The following is a 17,950-nucleotide window of genomic DNA, read 5'->3' on the forward strand; positions in this document are numbered from 1 at the left end:
TGGAGCCCGCGCTAATGTGCGGGCTTTTCATTTGGGGCAAAACCATCGGGACGACACAGATGGACTGGATCGAATTTCCCTCGCTTAGCCGGGGCACCTTGCTAACAATCAAGAAAACCATTGATGGATCATTCAAGGAGTTCACCAGGGCGTATGGTGACATCATCGACAAGATGTTTGATCCGTTGCAGGACTTCCTGATTTTTCTTGAACAGCTACTGATCAACTCTCCCTGGCCTATTGTGCTCGCAGCATTTGCTGTGATCATTTTTCTGCTGAGCCGGAAAGTGTCCATCGTGATCGGCACGGTCGTTGCGCTTGTTCTGATTGGGGTCTTCGGGCTCTGGGAAGACACGATGCGCACAGTCGCCATGGTGACGGTATGCACCATGCTGGCGATCGTTCTGGGCATTCCGATCGGTATCCTCATGGCGCGTTCTGATCGTGTCCAGCGGATGGTCAACCCGGTGCTGGATTTGATGCAGACCATGCCGAGCTTTGTCTATCTGATCCCGGTGGTCATGATCTTCGGAATTGGCAAGGTCCCAGGTCTTATCGCGGTCGTGATCTATGCAATCCCGCCAATGATCCGATTGACCAATCTAGGGATCCGGCTTGTCGATCAAGACGTGCTTGAAGCCGCAGATGCCTTTGGGTCCAATGCGCGACAGAAACTCATGAATGTCCAATTGCCACTGGCGCTGCCAACCATAATGGCAGGTATCAACCAGTGCATCATGATGTCTCTGTCCATGGTCGTGGTCGCGTCGATGATCGGTGTCAAAGGGCTTGGCCAAGAAGTTCTCAATGCGATTAACAACCAATACCTGACGGCTGGAATGTTGAGTGGTCTCTCAATTGTTTCAATCGCAATTATCTTTGACCGTGCGACCCAGGCTTATGGCAAGCGCCTTCAAAAACACTCGGAGGTCGTCCATGGCTGAGGCAACTGGTATTGAGATCAAGAATCTCTACAAAATTTTTGGACCGAACGGCAAAGAGATGGTCCGGAAGGTCAAGGAGGGCATGTCGAAGACGGAATTGAACGAAAAGTTCAATCACGTACTCGGTTTGAACAACATCAACATTTCGATGCCAGGAGGTAAAATCGAAGTGGTGATGGGATTGTCAGGATCGGGTAAATCTACCTTGATCCGGCACATCAACCGGCTGATCGATCCGACGGACGGTGAAGTCCTTTATGGCAACGAGGACGTCTGCAAGATGTCCCAGGATGAGCTCCGCGAATTCCGTCGCCACAAGACCGCCATGGTGTTCCAAAAGTTCGCCCTGCTGCCGCATCGAACGGTAATGAAAAACACCGTCTATGGACTGGAAATCCAGGGCGTGCCGATGAAAGAGGCGGAAGAGCGGGCAGCCCGCTGGATCGCGCGTGTCGGTCTGGAAGGCTTTGAGGATCATTATCCGAACCAGCTTTCCGGTGGCATGCAGCAGCGCGTCGGCCTGGCGCGTGCGTTGACCAACGACGCCGATATTCTGCTGATGGATGAAGCGTTTTCAGCCCTCGATCCGTTGATCCGCATGGACATGCAAACCGTTCTGCTGGATCTGCAGGAAGAGCTGCACAAGACCATCGTCTTCATCACCCACGATCTGGATGAGGCGCTGCGGCTTGGCGACAAGATTGCAATTCTTCGGGATGGTGCCGTGATTCAGCAGGGATCGGGCCAGGACATCGTTCTCAATCCTGCCGATGCTTATATCGCCGACTTCGTGAAAGAAGTGAATCGAGGGCGCGTGATCCTTGTCGAAACGGTCATGGACAAATCCAAAACCGTTGAAGGCGGACTGACCATCGAAAGCGGCATTATGCTTGAGGAGGCTGCAAAGACCTTCGCAGAGACCGGCGAGGGCGAGGCCTGTGTCGTCAATGGCGATGGAAAGCCAGTCGGTGTCCTGAACGTCCAGGACACGATCAGTGCCATGGTGACACCTGCCAGCCACTGACATGCGCTTCGATTAGATTTTCAAGGCCCCGGAGGAAAATTCGGGGCCTTGTCATTTTTGGAGCCGAATTGGAAGTGCTGGTCAGTTCCCTGAACGATAGGGCCAGGACAGCCAGTTGATCCCGCCCGGGCCTTTCCGGCCAGTATCAACCGCATTCGCGTCAGCCAGTTCCATCTGAACAATGTCGTTTTCAGTCGGACCAAGCCGAAGATCCCAGGTGTTGAATTCAGGGATCAGCCTGCCGACTGCCGCCGGGCGTTCTTCGATGATCGAGAAATGTTGCGGGGCCAATCGCCCTATGTTTGCCAGCAGGAAGAAATCGGCAATGCGCGCATCATAGCGGGCACGGACATGATCGACCTGGCTCAAAAGCAATTCCCGTTCGCCATCCAGTACGTCGAGCAGGGACCTCTGCCCGCTGTCGAACTCCACCTGGAGCCCTTTCACAGCACGCCGATTGGCTTCAATGGCGCGTTTGCCGGCTTTGGCCCGCAATCGGGATGCCGTTCGCTGCTTCATCGCGCGAATGACGTTCTCGCGAATGATCTGCTGCGTGTCGTCGAGCTCATATTCTTCTTGAGCTGCCGTGAACTTGGCTCGCTTGACGGAGGATATGTTGCGTCCACCAGTAAAGAGCGGGGCTGAGACACGTACACCGAAGCGGAAATCCTCTTCGTCCTGATTGCCAAGGTTGCCGCGGTATCCGTTTTCCCATTCACTTTCCAGAGATACGCGCGGAAGCATGTCTCCGACCGCGGCCCGCGCTGCGTATCGGGCTGCGCGTGCGTCTGCAGTTGCAGCGCGTATAGAAGGGTTGTTTTGAAATGCGATCGTAATCGCATCATCCAACCCTCCAGGTTCCAGCGTTTTGGGAATGCCGGGCCAACCCAACTTGCCGGGTTTTTGTCCCGTCAGTCGTTCATAGAGCGCTTCCGACGCTTCCAGGTCACCGACCGCCTGGTCCGAATTACCTTGTGCTTCGGCAAGTCTGGCAAGGGCCTGCTCGATGTCGGTCTTCGTGGCGTCGCCGGACTTGTACCGCGCCCGTGCAGCCTTCACCTCGCGTTGCACCACGCCCGTATAGTCTTTCAGACGTGCGAGAATGGCCCTGTCCCTAACCACACGCAAATAAGCGTCAGCCGTATTGAGCAGCAGTGTTTGCTCAGCGCCAATCAGCTGATTGCGGCCGGATTCGGACTCTTCATGCGCCTGATTGAGCCTGTTGACACCTGCAAAGCCCTGAAAAAGGGTCTGCGACATGGAAACGCCAAGTTCGTGGAAGAACGCACGGTCGCTCGACCCGCTTCGCGTTTCATAGGCATTTTGCTCGCCAAGATAAGATCCGGTTACCGTCGGCAGGAATTCAGATCTGGCTGTCCAGACGCCCTGGTTCGTGGCCTGGTAGCGTGATCTTTCAGCTTTCAGACCCGGATTGACCGCATATGCCGATGCCATTGCTTCTTCGAGGGACTGCCCATGTGCCGGCAGACTGGCGATGGCAACAGCGAACAAAGAGACCCCGGCCATAGCACGAGCCAGCAGGGAAGTGATCCCCGGCGGCTGGTCGGTAGGGCTTGAAAGGGTTGTCATGCTGGTACCAGTTTGGCTATCTGCGCCAACCGTAGTTTTTTATGGTTAATCAAAGGTAAGCCGATGTGCGAATTATCACATGTTCATTCGGCGAGAAACTCAATTAAGTATTTGTTTTATTTAAAGAAAAATTGAATTTCTATGAAGGTACGCGTATTTCTTTGCAAGGTTAAACAGAGGCTTGAGAAAGGCATTGTCAAAAGCTGCAAAAATCTAAACTGAGCTGTGCGCAATAAAAGTAAAATTCACGTCGAATACGTGTCTATTCTCAAACTTCCGCGGAGTGCCATTTTTCTGTTTCGAAGCCGATGACGACGTCGCAACCTTGACCTGACCGGACGCAGAAACTTTGCGTCGCGTTTGATATCTCTGCACAAATCGGGTCCGCAGTCTTGCGGTATCGGAGCACCCTGAGAGTTCCAAGTGTCGCCAATTCACCGAGTTGGAGGTCTGGCTGCTGCATGACGACCTGACTGGCGACTGAAGTGCCAGAGAAAACGAGGTCGATAAACTTTTATCGATAATATTATCGATGATGAATTGATTTGCATCCAAAACGGTATTGCTGCGCCAGCGGGACGATCCCGTCGCTTGCTGCTGTGTGGCCCGTTCAGGTATCGAGCCCGAACAGGATTTTTCAATTTGGACAAAGGTTTGGGTGTTGTTGTCGATGTCATCAAGAGCCAAAGCAACACGTGTTGATAGCGCCTACGATCGGCTGAAGTCAGATATATTGACGGGCATGCTGCCACCGGGTTTTCAAGCGCCCGAGCCGGAAGTGGCAAGCCGGCTTGGCATGAGCCGGACGCCCGTTCGCGAAGCGCTTATCCGGCTTGAGGCGGACGGGTTGGTGGAACTCATTCCACGGCGCGGGGCGCGGGTCATTCCCGTAACCGGTAACGACATTTGCGAGGTCTTCGAAATCCTGTCTGTTCTGGAAGCGCTGGCTGCACAGCGCGCTGGCGAGAACGGCGCAGCCCAAGATGTATTGGCGGAAATTGAAACAATCAGCGATGAGGCCGACCAGGCGCTTGTGGCCAAGGACATTGATGCCTGGGCGCAGCTTGATGACAAGTTCCACCGGCTCGTAGCCGAAGCGAGCGGCAACAACCGTCTTGAAGCTGAAATCAATGGGTTTCTCGATCAGGTGTTTCGGGCAAACACGGTCTTGCTGCGGTTGAATCAAGCGCCGGCCTCATGTGCGGCCGATCACCGGAAGCTCAACGCCGCCATCAAGTCAGGGGATGGTGTTTCCGCCTGGGAAATTGCCCGCAGCCACCGCCTCAACGGCTTGAAAACCATGAGGAAGCTGTTGCAAGACTGCGGTCTCACTCAAGTATAGGCGCAACAGGAACTCAATCCTTTGCCGGGGCGGGGCCCGTGGACTGCCCGATGATCAATTCTGCGTCCAGATGCAGCGATGACGGTTCACTGTTGGGGTCTGCGATCATGGCCAGCAGAAGCTCAGCCGCCTTTTCTCCGGCGTAACGAACAGAGGACCTTGTGCAGGTGAAAATCGGAACTTCGCCGCTGTTGGGAAGGAAAGAAAGCGCATCGTCATGCGTTATGATCGAAACATCCTTGCCGGTGACAAGGCCGCATTGGCCTATGGCGCGTGCAACGCCAATGGCTGAAATCATGGACGAAACCAGGAACGCGGTCGGCGGATTATCCGATTTCAGCATCTCCATGGCATTGTCGCATCCGTAAGGTTCGGTCATGTCGTTGCTGCGCATGAGGGCTGGGTCCGGGCTCAGGCCTCGACCTTTGATGGCGTCTTCAAATCCACGTCGGCGCCTGCGGGCGAAATCCATGTGTTCAAGGCCATTTAAAAGCGCGATACGAGTGTGGTCGAGGTCAAGCAGCAGGTCTGTTGCCCGTTGGAATGCCCGGCGGTTGTTCATGTCGATCCAGCTGGTTTCGGATTCAGCGCCAGCGATGCGGCCATGAACCACGAAGGGCAGGTTCAGGTCCTTCAGGATCGCATGCCGGTTCTCATTGTGAGCAGGACCGTGCACGATGACGCCATCTGCTTTTTTTCGTGACGCGATCTGCCGGTAGGCTTCTTCCTCCTGGTCGTCTTCAACGACCGAAATGATCATGTCATAGCCGTGCTTGGAATAGGTCTCACCGGCACCTGCGATGAATTCCAGGAAGATCGGGTTCATCATTTCATGGATCGAGCGCGGAATGACATGGCCTATGGCCATAGATCGCCCGGTGGCCAGACGCCGGGCCTGACTGTTGGGTGCGTAGCCTAGCTTGTCAGCCATCTCGGCAACGCGCTTTCGGGTTTCGGCACTCACCTCAGGGTAGCCGTTCAAGGCGCGGCTGACTGTCGTTTGTGACAGGTTCAGCCGCTGTGACAAAATTTTAAGATTTACGCCCTTGCTCATGCTCGCCCAAAACGCTTTGAAAGCGCCCTCCCTTCAGGCAGTTATTGAAATCCAACATTAATTGGTGAGTTGCGTGCTTGACAAGTCCGGTCTGTGGAGACATGTTGAAGGCGAAATCCAAAGCGGTTTGGATGCACAGTTCTGGTAGGATTACCGACATTCATCGATGTGCGGGTGTTGCTGCCAGGTGGTGAGTTGTGCCACTTTTGATGGAGGGCCCCAGGATAGGGGCAATCTGGGAGGATTGAGATGAAATTTCGTTTGATGGCCTGCACTGCAGGTATCGCGCTCAGCCTTGCTTTTGGCGCCGGAGCGGCGTCTGCGGCTGACTTGAAGTTCCCGGTGGGCGAAGGTCCTTTTAACTGGGACAGCTACAACAAATGGGCGGAAAGCGCTCCTGATCTCAAGGGCCAGACCGTCACAATCGCCGGTCCGTGGCTGCAGCCGGAAGATGGCTATTTCCGCAGCGTGCTGGCCTATTTCGCCGAAGCAACCGGCGCTGAAGTCATCTACACCGGCTCAGACTCCTTCGAGCAGCAGATTGTGATCGATGCCGAAGCGGGTGCTGCGCCGAATATCGCCGTTTTCCCGCAGCCTGGTCTTGCCTCAGACATGGCAGCCCGTGGATTGTTGACGCCGCTGCCTGAAGGTATGGGTGGCTGGGTCGCAGACAATTACGGTGCCGGTGACAGCTGGGTTAATCTTGGTACCTACCAGGACAAGGACGGAGCAGATCAACTTTATGGTTTCTTCTACAACGTCAACGTAAAGAGCCTTGTCTGGTATGTGCCTGAAAACTTCGAGGATGCAGGCTATGAAGTGCCTGAATCCATGGAAGACCTCAAAGCATTGACCGAGCAGATCGTTGCGGATGGTGAAACACCGTGGTGTATCGGTCTGGGATCTGGTGCAGCCACGGGTTGGCCGGCAACCGACTGGGTGGAAGACATGATGCTGCGGACCCAGTCCGCCGATGTCTATGACCAATGGACCAAAAACGAAATTCCGTTTGATGACGAGCGCGTGGTCGCTGCCATTGAAGAGTTCGGATGGTTCGCGCGTGACGATGCCAAGGTCGCCGGCGGTGCGAATGCTGTTGCGTCGACCGATTTCCGGGACAGCCCCAAAGGGCTCTTTTCCTCGCCTCCACAGTGCTACCTGCACCGTCAGGCATCCTTCGTTCCGGCTTTCTTTCCCGATGGTGTTGAATTCGGGTCAGATGTCGACTTCTTCTATTTCCCGGCTTATGCCGAGAAAGACCTCGGAAACCCGGTTCTGGGTGGCGGTACTCTGATGGCGATCACAAGCCCATCCGATGCCACCAACGAACTGATGAAGTTCTTCCAGCTGCCGCTGGCACATGAAGTGATGATGGCCCAGACAGGCTTCCTGACCCCGCACAAGGGCGTCAACCTGGAAGCTTATCTCAACGACACTTTGCGCGGTCAGGGTGAAATCCTCATCAACGCCACAACCTTCCGCTTCGACGGATCCGACCTGATGCCTGGTGGTGTTGGCGCCGGTACGTTCTGGACCGGCATGGTCGACTACACAGGCGGCAAAGACGCCAAGGAAGTGGCGAGCGAAATCCAGAACAGCTGGGACGCTCTCAAGTAAGCTCCTCCAATGGCCGGCCCACTCGTGGGGTCGGCCTTTTTATCCGATCAGCGGCAATTGCCGCGATCCGAAAGTTCCTTGCGACTGGATGCCCCCGGCAAGCCGGGCGTGTCCCCATAATCAAATGGGAGGGAACGGCCGTGCTGACGGAAAATCCAGCAGTATTGGGCCTATTAACCATCGTCATCGGCGTTGGTGGGTGCCTGGGATATTTCTATTTTTCAAATCTGATCCTCGACAAGCTGATCTTTCCTGCTTCAGGACCGAAAGCAGGATCCAACATCAACAGGGCAAACATGGTTCGTCCATGGCTGTTTCTGTTTCCGGCGATCTTCGCGCTCACGCTCTATCTGGCCTATCCGGTTTTTGAGACGCTGCGCCTGTCGTTGACAGACCGGGATCAGGGTGGTGCCTTCGTCGGCCTTGCCAACTATCATCAGATGATGGCAGAGCCGAAGTTCTGGGAAGCTGTTCAGAACAATATGCTCTGGCTGATCATTGTGCCGGCGGCTTCAACAGCCTTTGGATTGCTTGTTGCCCAGCTGACCGACCGGATCAAATGGGGCAATCTGGCGAAATCCTTGATTTTCATGCCGATGGCGATCTCGTTTGTCGGCGCTTCGGTGATCTTCAAACTGATTTACGATACGCGTCCAGCGGATCAGAACCAGATCGGCGTCTTGAATGCTGTCTGGTTGAAATTTGACGGCGGCATCGGATCTGTTCTGTTTCTTCAGGTTCTGCCGAGCCTCGTCCTGCTGGCCTTTGCAGGCATCGTAGCCTATGTGGCCTGGATCTTTGCGCGCGGGATTGTCGCAAAGGGTGAAGACAAATCGGTCTGGCTTTTGCCGCTGCGCCTTTTTGTTGCCCTTGCAGGGCTCTGGTTGATCTGGACGTCGCTCAGCTCATTGCTCGGTATCTGGACAACCCAGTTGCCTTACGGCGAACCTCAAACCTGGCTGACAATCCCGCTCTGGAACAGCTTTCTCTTGATGGTGGTTCTTATCTGGATCCAGACCGGCTTTGCCATGGTGATCCTGTCAGCGGCCTTGCGTGGAATTCCGGAAGAAACGGTCGAGGCAGCGATCATCGATGGGGCCAACCCGTTCCAGGTTTTCTTCAGGATCAAGGTTCCGCAGATCATGGGAACGATCGTTGTCGTGTGGACGACGATCACGCTGACAGTGCTGAAGGTGTTCGACATCGTGTTTGCCATGACCAACGGTCAGTGGGAAACCCAAGTTCTGGCCAACTACATGTATGACAAGCTCTTCCGTGCCAACGATTGGGGCGTTGGATCGGCGAGTGCGATCATCATTATGGTTCTGGTCACACCGATCCTCGTCTGGAACGTCTACAACGCCCGCAAGGAGATGAAGTGATGGCCAGTATCGCTGGAAAAAAATCCGGCCTGACATGGGCTGTGCAGATTTCCGTTGCCGCGCTCGTCCTGCTCTGGCTGTTTCCGACCGTCGGGTTGTTCGTGTCGTCCTTCCGGACCGCCGATCAGATTTCGAGTTCAGGCTGGTGGGCAGCGCTCTTCCCTGCCGAGCAGAACGAAGTCTATCGTGCTTCAGACCCTGACGACACGCGTGTGGCCGACGGCGACAATTTTGTCGTGACCGGAAACATTTTCGAAGGTGACCCGCGTGAAATCAGATCCTGGGGCGTGTCTTCGCGCGACGTCTCAGCGTATCAACCGGGCGAAACGGCGGAAATGAAGGACGGTGAAACACTGACACTCGAGTCGGACGGGAATTATGTCTGGCGTGGTGACGACAAGCAGTTGTCCGGCCGTGGTCAGCGTATTTTCATTACCGCGACGGTGCCTCCGGATTTCACAACCGGGAACTATGAAACCATTTTGTTGTCCGGTTCCGGCCAGGACAATATGGCCAAGGCGTTCTTCAACACCCTTACCGTGACCATTCCAGCAACGATCATTCCGATTGTTGTGGCCGCCTTCGCTGCCTATGCACTGGCCTGGATGGAGTTCCCTGGACGGGCTCTGCTGATCGCGGCGGTTGTCGGCTTTCTTGTCGTGCCGTTGCAGCTGGCGCTCATTCCTTTGCTTCGGCTGCACCTGGAGATCGGCATCGGCAAAGGCTATCTCGGTGTCTGGCTCGCACATACGGCGTTCGGAATGCCGCTCGCGGTCTATCTGCTCCGAAACTACATGGTCGGATTGCCGCGAGACATCATCGAGAATGCCAAGGTTGACGGAGCAACGGATTTTCAGATTTTCACGAAGATCATTCTACCGCTCAGTTTTCCTGCGCTGGCTTCTTTCGCGATCTTCCAGTTCCTGTGGACCTGGAACGATCTTCTCGTCGCCAAAGTGTTCCTGATCGACTCGACCGGTTCGACAACCGTGATGACCAACCAGATCGTGGAACTTCTCGGAACTCGTGGAGGGAACTGGGAAATTCTGGCAACTGCGGCCTTCGTATCCATCGCCGTGCCGCTCATCGTGTTCTTCGCGATGCAGCGTTATCTCGTGCGGGGACTGCTCGCCGGATCGGTCAAGTAACATGAACATTTTCTACAATCGGGAGGAGCCGGCATGACTTCGTTGTCCCTGAAAGACGTCAGCAAGTCTTATGGCACCGTGGAAGTTCTCAGGAATATCAACCTGGAGATCGAACCGGGCGAGCTGATCGTATTTGTCGGGCCGTCAGGCTGCGGGAAATCCACTTTGCTGCGCATGATTGCAGGCCTTGAACGCATCACTGGCGGAACGCTGGAAATTGGCGACATGGTCGTCAATGACGTGCCGCCGGCTCAGCGTGGAATCGCAATGGTGTTCCAGTCCTATGCGCTCTATCCGCATATGACGGTCTATGACAACATGGCCTTTGCGCTCAAGCTGGCCGGCAAGTCGAAAGACGAGATAGACACCGCCGTGCGTGCCGCTGCAGACAGATTGCAGCTGACGCAATATCTGGACAGATTGCCAAAGGCCCTGTCGGGAGGGCAGCGTCAAAGGGTGGCTATCGGCCGGTCGATCGTGCGTGACCCGAAGGTGTTCCTTTTCGATGAGCCGCTTTCAAACCTTGACGCAGCGCTGCGGGTTGCGACGCGGATTGAAATTGCCCAGCTCAAGGAAAGCATGCCCGAAAGCACAATGATCTACGTGACTCACGATCAGGTGGAGGCCATGACGCTGGCCAGCCGGATCGTGGTTCTTCACGGCGGTGACGTCGAGCAGTTCGGAGCGCCTTTGGAACTCTATGAGCGGCCGGCAAACACTTTCGTCGCGCAGTTCATCGGGTCACCGGCCATGAACCTGATCGAAGCGACAGTCAAAGTTGCCGGCGGCCAGACCTCGGTGGTGATGACCGATGGCGGCCATGCCGATGTACCGATTGCATCAACGGATGCGGATGTTGGCAAGACCGTCAAACTCGGTGTGCGACCGGAAGATCTGGTGCTCACGGAAAGCGATGACTACCTGGTTACGGCTGATGTCGAAATCGTTGAGGCACTCGGTGAAACGACGGTGCTTTACTTCAAGGCGCAGAACGGGAATCCGGGTCTTATTGCAAAGCTTCCCGGTATTCACGAAATCAAGCGAGGCACCAAGGTTCGGCTGACGGCTGCCGAAGAAAAGCTGCACTTGTTTGATGCCGACGGAAAGTCGTTCCTTTATCGGTAATCGGGCAGCTGCGGCTTCATCCGCCTTCAGCCAATTTTCAACGCCCCTCCCTGACAGGGGAGGGGCGTTGCACTTCAGTTAACGCCTGATTGAGGTTCGGCGGACGCTGCCACAATAAGGCTCCGGTCTTGTGGTGTGCTGCAAAGATGTGGCTCAGCTTCGTCAAGGCGGAGACCTTCAAACTCCCGTATGCTGCCCATCGCCATGTTAGGCCGTACCTCAATCCCATTTAGACTTTTCATTCGGACTGATCCGGACCTTGAAACTCCCGTCATGTGAATTCTTGGTTTGTCATCATGTGTGATGACGCGCTAAAACTGTCATATCATGTTCATATGAGCGTCTAATAAGGTTCATATGAACATGATTTATCTGGTTTCGAAGCTCTCGTTTTTCGAACCAGCAACAAGCTCTTTCAGAAGGGTATTCCGGCAAATGCCGGAAAGAGCGATACGGCGTCGGGTTAATAGGCATATGCTTGGGCAAGTAGATATTTCAAAACGTCAGTCTGAAATTTCAGATCTCGTTCAGAAGGCAGGCTTTGCGTCGGTTGAAGAACTCGCCGATCGTTTTGAAGTGACTACACAGACAATCAGACGGGATGTGAACCGCCTGTGTGAGCTGGGCATTCTCAGACGAACGCATGGCGGTGTTGAACCACCGGCACCTGCCTCCAACATTCACTATTCGACGCGGCAGATCCTAAATCTTCCGGAAAAACAACAGATCGCCAATCTTGTTGCCAGCAAGATTGAAAACAACACGTCTCTTGCATTTTCAATTGGCACGACGCCCGAAATTGTCATGCAGGCCCTGACAGCAAATGAAAAACTGGCGATTTTCACGAACAATCTGAATGTTGCCTTTTCGGCGTCAATCAATCCGTCTTTTCAGGTGACTATTGCAGGTGGGCGTCTGCGGCATGGCGACCGCGATGTGCTTGGATCTGCCGCGCAGGCTTTCTTTTCCAACTACAAGGTTGATGTCGGCATTTTTGGAGTTGCCGGTGTCGATGAAGATGGAACGCTTCTCGATTTCCATGAAGACGAGGTGGCCGCGCGACAGTCGATCCTCGCCAATTGCCGAAAGTCCTATCTGGTGCTTGATCACAGCAAGTTCGGGCGCAGTGCCCATGTGCGCGGTGGGGTCTTGAGCGACGTCGATGCCATTTTCACTGATCGCCCGGTTCCGCCTGCAATTCTCTCAGGCTTGAAGGGGACACAAACGCGGGTCTATGTCGCCGGCACCCCCAGCGTTTGATTGTCCGCCCAACGGAATGTTGCGGCAACTGTCAGGTATCTGCCCCTTGCAGACAGCTATAAACGCTGACCGCTTCAGAGCGGTGACATGATTGGGTTTGGTGCTTTTGCACTCATCAAGTTCGTATTTTTCAAATCTGTTGAAAGTTTCGGCCGTCCCCACAAATTGAAGCGGGGAGTTGCAATCGCTCGGAATTTTTCCGAAAAGAAACGGAAGCGATTCCCCCTTCCGAAAGTAGAATTGGAGTACGGGGGTGATTGTGATATGAGATTTAAATCGATTAAAATGACAGAATTCCGGGAAAACCTGGATCCAGCTTGTGAGGAAAAGCCCGTGTCAAAACTGTTTCTTGCCGTTGGCGAATGCATGGTTGAAATGGCGCCTACGGCGGAGGGGACCTACTCGATGGGGTTCGCCGGAGACACATTAAACACGGCCTGGTATGCCCGGCGGGCTTTGCCTGAACGCTGGACCGTCAGTTACCTGACTGGCGTCGGCAGCGATCAGGTTTCAGATCAGATGCTGGAATTTCTGCAGGCTTCGAATATCAATACCGACCAAATCCGACGACTTGAGGATCGAACGGTTGGTCTTTACATGATCCAGCTTAAAGATGGCGAACGGAGTTTCGCCTATTGGCGTTCGCAATCCGCAGCCCGTTGTCTGGCCTGCGATCCGGATCATCTTGCACAGGCTTTCCAGAAAGCGGGGCTGATCTATTTCAGTGGTATCACGCTCGCAATCCTTTCGGCGAAGGACCGTTCCGCGTTTATGGATGCCTTGAAGTCGGCCCGTATCAGCGGCGCCAAGGTGGCTTTCGACCCGAACCTTCGGCCGCGGCTATGGGAAAACCTCGAAACCATGCGGTCTGTCGTGACCGAGGCCGCAGGCCATTGTGATTTTGTGATGCCGTCTTTTGAAGACGAGTTGGAATATTTCGGCGATGCAACCCCTGCAGACAGCGCCGAAAGATATCTTGCGGCCGGGGCAGATATGGTGGTGGTCAAAAACGGCCCCGAAGACGTTGTTTGCGCGCGCCGCGGTGAGCTTCAAAGCTACGCGCCGCAACCTGTCCGCAACATTGTGGATACGACCGCTGCCGGAGACAGCTTCAACGCGGCCTTTCTTGCTGACTATCTGATCTCGCAAGATGTTGCCTCAAGCGTTGGAGCTGGAGCAAAACTGGCGGCAACGGTTATTCAGCACAGAGGTGCGCTGGTGAAAATACTTGAGCCGGCTTGAGGGTGGCAATAGCCTTCTCTTCGCCGTAACTGTCAGAAATTAAAGGCGCTTTACCTAGTTTCAGACCTTTGTATATTGTAACTTTTTGCAATATCTAATTATTATCTAAAGGTGAAAACGTTAAGTCTATGTTTTATTATTAACCCTACCTTAGCTGGGAATTTCGGGCTGATGAAACCATAAATACCGCTAAGGAAGGGACGAAAATGGCTTTCCGTCTCGCAAGAAAAATACCCGCAATGGTCGTCGGGGCTGCCGCGATTGTCGGCGTTGGCATCGGGTTGGCCAGCTATTTTACATCTGTGGCCAGCATTGACGAATTGACCAAGCAAAGGCTTTTGGCAGCGGCTGAGACCGGTTCGGCGGAAATCCGTGCGTATCTCGAAACGATTGAGCATCAACTGGTCTTGATAGCGGAGAACCCGGGAACGGTCGCAGCAGTCAACGAGTTTTCGACCGCTTGGCAGGAAATGTCCAAGGATGGGGTGAATCTGGAGTCCGCACTCCAGGATGCCTACATCTCGAACAATCCGCACCCGACCGGAGAGAAAGACAAGCTTTACGCGGCTGAGACAGGTTCAGCCTATGATGTTGTCCATGCCAAATATCATCCATGGTTCCACAAGCTTCAGCAGGATGAAGGCTATTATGACGTCTTTCTGTTCGATACTGAGGGGAACCTTGTCTATTCGGTTTTCAAGGAATTGGACTATGCAACCAATTTTAAGGCCGATGGCGGCAAATGGGCCGGGTCTGACCTCGGCGAGGTGTTCCGAAAGGCCATGACGATAACGGCGCACAGCGATGTGGCCTTTGAAGACTTCGCGCCATACGGCCCCAGTTACGATGCGCCGGCCAGTTTCATGGCACACCCCGTCGTTGATGGTGACCATAACACCGTGGGCGTGTTGGCGTTTCAGATGCCCGTTGACAAGATCAATGAGCTGATGCGCCACAACCTAGGTCTGGGCAATTCCGGTGAACTTGTGTTGATCGGTGACGACGGCTTGATGCGGAACGACACCACCTACACACCAGACGTCAATGACATCTTGACCACCAAGATTGAAGGCGCGGTGATTGACGAAGCAAGAGCCAATGGTGAAGCCTTTGGCTACGCCGAATTGCACCGCGGTGAATTGATGGACGTAGAGGCCATCACGTTCAACTATCAGAACAACGAGTTTCTTCTCTTGGCCTTGCAGTCCTATAAGGAAGCGTCTTTGCCGGTCGTTTCGCTGCGCAATCGCATGATTTTGGCCGGCCTGGCCTTGCTTGCGATAGCTGCTGTCGCAGGTTTGTTTGCAGCTCGTACAATTACGTCTCCAATCAACCGGTTGGTGAACGCGATGAGTGCATTGGCAGCCGGTGATTTGAGTGTCGAGATTGAAAGCGCGGATCGCACGGATGAAATCGGTGACATGAGCCATGCCGTCACTGTCTTCAAGGAAAACGCCATCCAGAGGCAGGAACTGGAAGCCAATGCTCGCGGAGAACGTGATCGTGAACAGGAACGTCAGGAGTACCTGGAAACGCTCATCTCCGAGTTCCAGGGCACCATGTCGGATCGGTTGGCCACAGTATCCGATCAGATGGGACTGATGCGTGGAGCAGCCGCGACACTTGATGAACTTGCCACAAATGCCAGGTCGGAATCCGATGTTGCCGGCAACGCCTCAAAAAGTGCTTCGGAAAGTGTTGCCACGGTCGCGGCCGCGACTGAGGAAATGACGGCGACGGTTCAGGAAATCGCCAACCAGACCGAAACCACGTCTCGGATTGTCCAGGAAACCGTGGAAGCCGCGGAGACGACCAACAAGGATGTGCAGACCCTGTCTGATGCTGCCGAACACATCGGCAGTGTTGTCAATCTGATCCGGGATATTGCCGAACAGACCAATCTGCTTGCCCTCAACGCGACCATTGAGGCGGCGCGCGCCGGTGAAGCTGGACGCGGATTTGCGGTGGTTGCTTCGGAAGTCAAGGATCTGGCAGAGCAGACATCCAAGGCTACGGACGAAATCTCGGGTCGCATTACGGGTATTCAGGGCTCGGTTAAAGATGCAGCCGGTGCTATCGGGCATATTGCCGAAAAGGTCGATGAGATCAGAAGTCTTACAAGTTCTGTGGCCGGTGCTATCGAAGAACAGCGTGCAGCCAATCTGGAAATTGCCCGTTCGGCCAAATCTGCCAGCGACAGCACAGGGGATGCCGTTACCAGCATGTCATCCGTATCGAACGTTGTGCTTCAGACTTCCGAGGAAGCGGTTTCCGTGAACTCGGCGTCTGATCTCGTCTCTGAGGCCAGCTCAAATCTGGCAGAAGAGGTCGAGCGTTTCCTTGCCAGGGTCTCCGGTGACAGGGCCGGTGATCGAAGCGCAGCGTGACGGATGGACGACCATCGATGTGAAAAGATCAAGGGTGCCTCCGGGCACCCTTTTTTTGCCGGTTTTTCAGAACGCGCCGGATTTGTTGCCGGGACGTCTCGCTAAGAGGTCTCAGCCTGCATCCCGCTCTGCGATCCAGTCATGGTCTGGATGGTTTTGAAAGCGCCATTTGCGCATCGGGCCCGCCATGACATTCAAATAGTACATTTCATAGCCATAAGGTGCGCCGCATGGGTGGTGTCCCTTCGGAACCAGCACGACATCATGACTGTTCATGGAAATGGTTTCGTCCAGCATTCCGTCTTCAGTGAAAACCCGTTGGTGGCCATAGCCCTGGTCCGGGTTGAGACGATGATAGTAAGTCTCTTCCAGATAGGTCATGTCCGGAAAATTGTCCTCGTCGTGCCTGTGCGGCGGGTAGGACGACCAGTTGCCCGGGGGCGTGAATACTTCAGTGACCAAGAGGCTGTCGGCGACATCGGATTCTTCCATCGCAATTGGATAGATGTACCGTGTGTTCGCACCTTTGCCACGTGTGACCCTCTCGGGAACCGGCAAAACCCTGGCCGTATGACCTCCCTTGCCTGGCGCGGTGCACACACCGATGGTGCAGTCGGTCGTGGCGGTAGCCAACCAACTGGTTTCGTTTGGAACGTAAACGCTGTGCGGCGGCCGTTGCTCGAACACGTTCATGCGTTCGCCCTGCTCGCCGAAGTCTTTCCCGCCGGCAGAGATACCGGCCTTTCCTTCGACCATGACCAGGATCACTTCCCGGTCTCCTGTCGTTTCACTGGCCGTCTCGCCTGCTTTGAGGCGATAGAGCGAAAACCCTACATATCCCCAATCCTGTGACTTGGGGCCTCTGGCGCTCTCTACGGTGATGTCGTGAACCTTGCCATTGGTACCCGACGGTTTTCGCAGAAGGTCGCTCATGTCAGTTCCAATTCGTTAGCAATGGCCTTGAGCGTCTTAAGACCAAGGCTCTGGTATTTGAAAGGATTGTGGACCTCGGGGTCCTGCTCAGCCTCGATGACAATCCAGCCCCGATAACCGGCTTCCTTCAGGATCGTCAAAAGGGGGTGAAAATCTATGCCGCCTTCGTCGTCGCCCGGCACTGTGAAAACACCGGCCCGGACCCCGTCCATGAAGGATTTGCCATTCTCCCGGATATTCTTCATCACGGCGGGCCGTACGTTCTTGGCATGGAAGTGGCCGACCCTGTCAATATAGGTCCTCAGGACGGGTGCCGGATCCTCACCCTTGCTGCCGAAATAGCAGTGACCGGCATCAAAAAGCAGTTTTGTCGATGGGCCGGTGGCGGCCATGAAAGCATCGATTTGCGAAAGGGTTTCGACTACGGTTCCCATGTGGTGATGATAGACAAGATCAATGCCTTGCTGCGCACAAAAGGCCGCGAGTTCTTCAACCTTCGCACCAAAGATTTTCATCTCTTCTGCGCTCAGAACCGGGCTGGTGGAAATGTCTACATCGGACCCCTGGATGGTGTTTGAGGTTTCGCAGGCTATGCAAACCTTGCAGCCATTGTGCTTCAGTTTGTCCAGGTGCGGCTGGATCGCCTTCTTCTCATCCTCGACCGACTGGTCTAGGAGGTTGAGCGAATACCAGCCGGAGATGAACTTCAAGCCATGACTGCCGAGCAACTGTTTAAGCTCTTCCGGTTCATCCGGCCAACGGTGTCCGTTTTCAATACCGTCAAAACCGATTGCCGAAGCTTCCTTGAGGATCTGCTCTGTGGGAATGTGGGCACCGAGCGTCTGGTCATCATCGTTTGCCCAGGCAATCGGGTTGGCGCCGTAAAGGATCATGTTTTCTTT

14 protein-coding genes are annotated in these 17,950 nt (G+C 54.6%); 10 read left to right on the forward strand and 4 right to left on the reverse strand.

What is annotated here, in order from left to right:
- The first annotated feature begins 59 nt into the window (after positions 1 to 59).
- Both ACZ1HV_RS20060 and ACZ1HV_RS20065 read left to right on the forward strand, forming a co-directional pair.
- Positions 60 to 944, forward strand: a complete 885-nt coding sequence (locus tag ACZ1HV_RS20060) for an ABC transporter permease (protein ID WP_298961137.1) — start codon at positions 60 to 62, stop codon at positions 942 to 944.
- Positions 937 to 1,968 carry a quaternary amine ABC transporter ATP-binding protein gene (locus tag ACZ1HV_RS20065; RefSeq protein ID WP_298820118.1) on the forward strand — a complete coding sequence of 344 codons (1,032 nt, stop codon included), beginning with the start codon at positions 937 to 939 and terminating at the stop codon, positions 1,966 to 1,968. The genes ACZ1HV_RS20060 and ACZ1HV_RS20065 overlap by 8 nt, the downstream gene beginning before the upstream one ends.
- A gap of 81 nt (positions 1,969 to 2,049) precedes the next feature.
- Here the strand turns inward: ACZ1HV_RS20065 and ACZ1HV_RS20070 are convergent, their stop codons facing one another.
- Entirely contained in the window at positions 2,050 to 3,558 is a 1,509-nt protein-coding gene (locus ACZ1HV_RS20070; RefSeq protein WP_472716103.1) for a TolC family outer membrane protein, read from the reverse strand.
- A gap of 670 nt (positions 3,559 to 4,228) precedes the next feature.
- Between ACZ1HV_RS20070 and ACZ1HV_RS20075 the strand changes: the two genes are divergently transcribed.
- Positions 4,229 to 4,900, forward strand: coding sequence for a GntR family transcriptional regulator (locus tag ACZ1HV_RS20075; RefSeq protein ID WP_472716104.1), 672 nt, complete (start codon positions 4,229 to 4,231; stop codon positions 4,898 to 4,900).
- A gap of 13 nt (positions 4,901 to 4,913) precedes the next feature.
- Here ACZ1HV_RS20075 and ACZ1HV_RS20080 read toward each other — a convergent pair whose 3' ends face one another.
- Positions 4,914 to 5,954, reverse strand: coding sequence for a substrate-binding domain-containing protein (locus ACZ1HV_RS20080; protein WP_472716105.1), 1,041 nt, complete (start codon positions 5,952 to 5,954; stop codon positions 4,914 to 4,916).
- Between the two features lie 249 nt (positions 5,955 to 6,203).
- Here ACZ1HV_RS20080 and ACZ1HV_RS20085 point away from each other — a divergent pair, with 249 nt between their 5' ends.
- From ACZ1HV_RS20085 to ACZ1HV_RS20115, 7 genes are all read left to right on the forward strand, one after another.
- Positions 6,204 to 7,571, forward strand: a complete 1,368-nt coding sequence (locus tag ACZ1HV_RS20085; protein WP_298820126.1) for an ABC transporter substrate-binding protein — start codon at positions 6,204 to 6,206, stop codon at positions 7,569 to 7,571.
- Positions 7,572 to 7,711: 140 nt separating this feature from the next.
- On the forward strand, positions 7,712 to 8,953 hold the full coding sequence (locus ACZ1HV_RS20090) for a carbohydrate ABC transporter permease (protein WP_298820128.1): 1,242 nt from the start codon (positions 7,712 to 7,714) through the stop codon (positions 8,951 to 8,953).
- Positions 8,953 to 10,101 (forward strand): carbohydrate ABC transporter permease, encoded by a 1,149-nt coding sequence (locus ACZ1HV_RS20095; protein WP_298820132.1) that lies wholly within the window; start codon positions 8,953 to 8,955, stop codon positions 10,099 to 10,101. The genes ACZ1HV_RS20090 and ACZ1HV_RS20095 overlap by 1 nt, the downstream gene beginning before the upstream one ends.
- Positions 10,102 to 10,134: 33 nt before the next feature.
- Complete coding sequence (locus tag ACZ1HV_RS20100) at positions 10,135 to 11,226, forward strand: ABC transporter ATP-binding protein (protein ID WP_298820134.1); 1,092 nt, start codon at positions 10,135 to 10,137, stop codon at positions 11,224 to 11,226.
- Positions 11,227 to 11,700: 474 nt separating this feature from the next.
- Positions 11,701 to 12,486 (forward strand): DeoR/GlpR family DNA-binding transcription regulator, encoded by a 786-nt coding sequence (locus ACZ1HV_RS20105; RefSeq protein ID WP_298820135.1) that lies wholly within the window; start codon positions 11,701 to 11,703, stop codon positions 12,484 to 12,486.
- 333 nt (positions 12,487 to 12,819) lie between these two features.
- Positions 12,820 to 13,728: a sugar kinase gene (locus ACZ1HV_RS20110; protein ID WP_472716106.1), complete on the forward strand. Its 909-nt coding sequence runs from the start codon at positions 12,820 to 12,822 to the stop codon at positions 13,726 to 13,728.
- A gap of 206 nt (positions 13,729 to 13,934) precedes the next feature.
- The gene (locus ACZ1HV_RS20115) at positions 13,935 to 16,115 is read left to right on the forward strand and encodes a methyl-accepting chemotaxis protein (RefSeq protein ID WP_472716107.1); all 2,181 of its coding nucleotides are present in this window, start codon (positions 13,935 to 13,937) and stop codon (positions 16,113 to 16,115) included.
- Positions 16,116 to 16,226: 111 nt separating this feature from the next.
- Here ACZ1HV_RS20115 and iolB read toward each other — a convergent pair whose 3' ends face one another.
- Both iolB and iolE read right to left on the reverse strand, forming a co-directional pair.
- A complete protein-coding gene (gene iolB / locus ACZ1HV_RS20120; RefSeq protein WP_298961157.1) occupies positions 16,227 to 17,048 on the reverse strand; it encodes a 5-deoxy-glucuronate isomerase in 822 nt (273 codons plus the stop codon).
- Entirely contained in the window at positions 17,045 to 17,941 is an 897-nt protein-coding gene (iolE, locus tag ACZ1HV_RS20125; RefSeq protein WP_298820143.1) for a myo-inosose-2 dehydratase, read from the reverse strand. Before iolE ends, iolB begins: the two co-directional genes overlap by 4 nt.
- Between the last annotated feature and the right edge of the window lie 9 nt (positions 17,942 to 17,950).

Source organism: Roseibium sp. JB4-4 (assembly GCF_055693425.1).

Bases quoted from the DNA above. Each gene is read 5' to 3' on its own strand.
- ACZ1HV_RS20100 (WP_298820134.1), top strand. From the start codon at position 10,135: ATGACTTCGTTGTCCCTGAAAGACGTCAGCAAGTCTTATGGCACCGTG.
- ACZ1HV_RS20115 (WP_472716107.1), top strand. From the start codon at position 13,935: ATGGCTTTCCGTCTCGCAAGAAAAATACCCGCAATGGTCGTCGGGGCT.
- iolE (WP_298820143.1), bottom strand. From the start codon at position 17,941: ATGATCCTTTACGGCGCCAACCCGATTGCCTGGGCAAACGATGATGAC.
- ACZ1HV_RS20105 (WP_298820135.1), top strand. From the start codon at position 11,701: ATGCTTGGGCAAGTAGATATTTCAAAACGTCAGTCTGAAATTTCAGAT.
- ACZ1HV_RS20075 (WP_472716104.1), top strand. From the start codon at position 4,229: ATGTCATCAAGAGCCAAAGCAACACGTGTTGATAGCGCCTACGATCGG.
- ACZ1HV_RS20085 (WP_298820126.1), top strand. From the start codon at position 6,204: ATGAAATTTCGTTTGATGGCCTGCACTGCAGGTATCGCGCTCAGCCTT.
- ACZ1HV_RS20095 (WP_298820132.1), top strand. From the start codon at position 8,953: ATGGCCAGTATCGCTGGAAAAAAATCCGGCCTGACATGGGCTGTGCAG.
- ACZ1HV_RS20080 (WP_472716105.1), bottom strand. From the start codon at position 5,954: ATGAGCAAGGGCGTAAATCTTAAAATTTTGTCACAGCGGCTGAACCTG.
- ACZ1HV_RS20065 (WP_298820118.1), top strand. From the start codon at position 937: ATGGCTGAGGCAACTGGTATTGAGATCAAGAATCTCTACAAAATTTTT.
- ACZ1HV_RS20060 (WP_298961137.1), top strand. From the start codon at position 60: ATGGACTGGATCGAATTTCCCTCGCTTAGCCGGGGCACCTTGCTAACA.
- iolB (WP_298961157.1), bottom strand. From the start codon at position 17,048: ATGAGCGACCTTCTGCGAAAACCGTCGGGTACCAATGGCAAGGTTCAC.
- ACZ1HV_RS20070 (WP_472716103.1), bottom strand. From the start codon at position 3,558: ATGACAACCCTTTCAAGCCCTACCGACCAGCCGCCGGGGATCACTTCC.